The following is a 647-nucleotide window of genomic DNA, read 5'->3' on the forward strand; positions in this document are numbered from 1 at the left end:
AGCGTGGTCTTGCCGTGGTCAACGTGACCGATCGTGCCCACGTTCACGTGCGGCTTGGTCCGCTCGAATTTACCTTTGGCCATTTTCGACTCCTAACAGGATTTTCGCACCTTGCGCCGCGCGCAACTTACTAGACTGATACAGCTGGTGCCCATGGGCAGGATCGAACTGCCGACCTCTCCCTTACCAAGGGAGTGCTCTACCACTGAGCCACATGGGCACTACAAAATCGACACTGGAGCGGGTGAAGGGAATCGAACCCTCGTCGTAAGCTTGGAAGGCTTCTGCTCTACCATTGAGCTACACCCGCGAGGGTTGGATTCCCTTACCGCTTGAATTCTGGTGGAGGAGGTTGGATTCGAACCAACGTAGGCGTAAGCCAACAGATTTACAGTCTGCCCCCTTTAGCCACTCGGGCACCCCTCCGCAGAGAACTATCGATTATGGGGTAACAACACGCCGTTGTCAAGCGTTTCTTACGACCCGAAAAATTCGAGGCTCTCACTTATAGGTGAGACGAAAAACGCAAAAAGCCCCAACTCGTTGGAGTTGGGGCTTTCGCTTGCTTTCAGCATGAGGAGCCTGACGATTACCTACTTTCACACGGGTATCCGCACTATCATCGGCGTGGAGTCGTTTCACGGTCC

General features: G+C 54.1%; 1 protein-coding gene and 3 tRNA genes. All 4 read right to left on the bottom strand.

Translation table 11 applies throughout. The annotated features are described in order from the left end of the window. A partial coding sequence (locus tag NCR93_RS12780; RefSeq protein ID WP_042615313.1) for a GTP-binding protein occupies nucleotides 1-83 on the bottom strand: 83 nt, incomplete at its 3' end. A 62-nt stretch (nucleotides 84-145) separates the two neighbouring features. Then, a tRNA-Thr gene (locus NCR93_RS12785) sits at nucleotides 146-220 on the bottom strand. Nucleotides 221-236: 16 nt separating this feature from the next. Further along, nucleotides 237-310, bottom strand: a tRNA-Gly gene (locus tag NCR93_RS12790). 30 nt (nucleotides 311-340) lie between these two features. Then, nucleotides 341-426: transfer RNA gene (locus tag NCR93_RS12795), tRNA-Tyr, on the bottom strand. Nucleotides 427-647: the final 221 nt, after the last annotated feature.

The organism is Caballeronia sp. ATUFL_F1_KS39, from assembly GCF_023630985.1.
GTDB lineage: Bacteria > Pseudomonadota > Gammaproteobacteria > Burkholderiales > Burkholderiaceae > Caballeronia > Caballeronia zhejiangensis.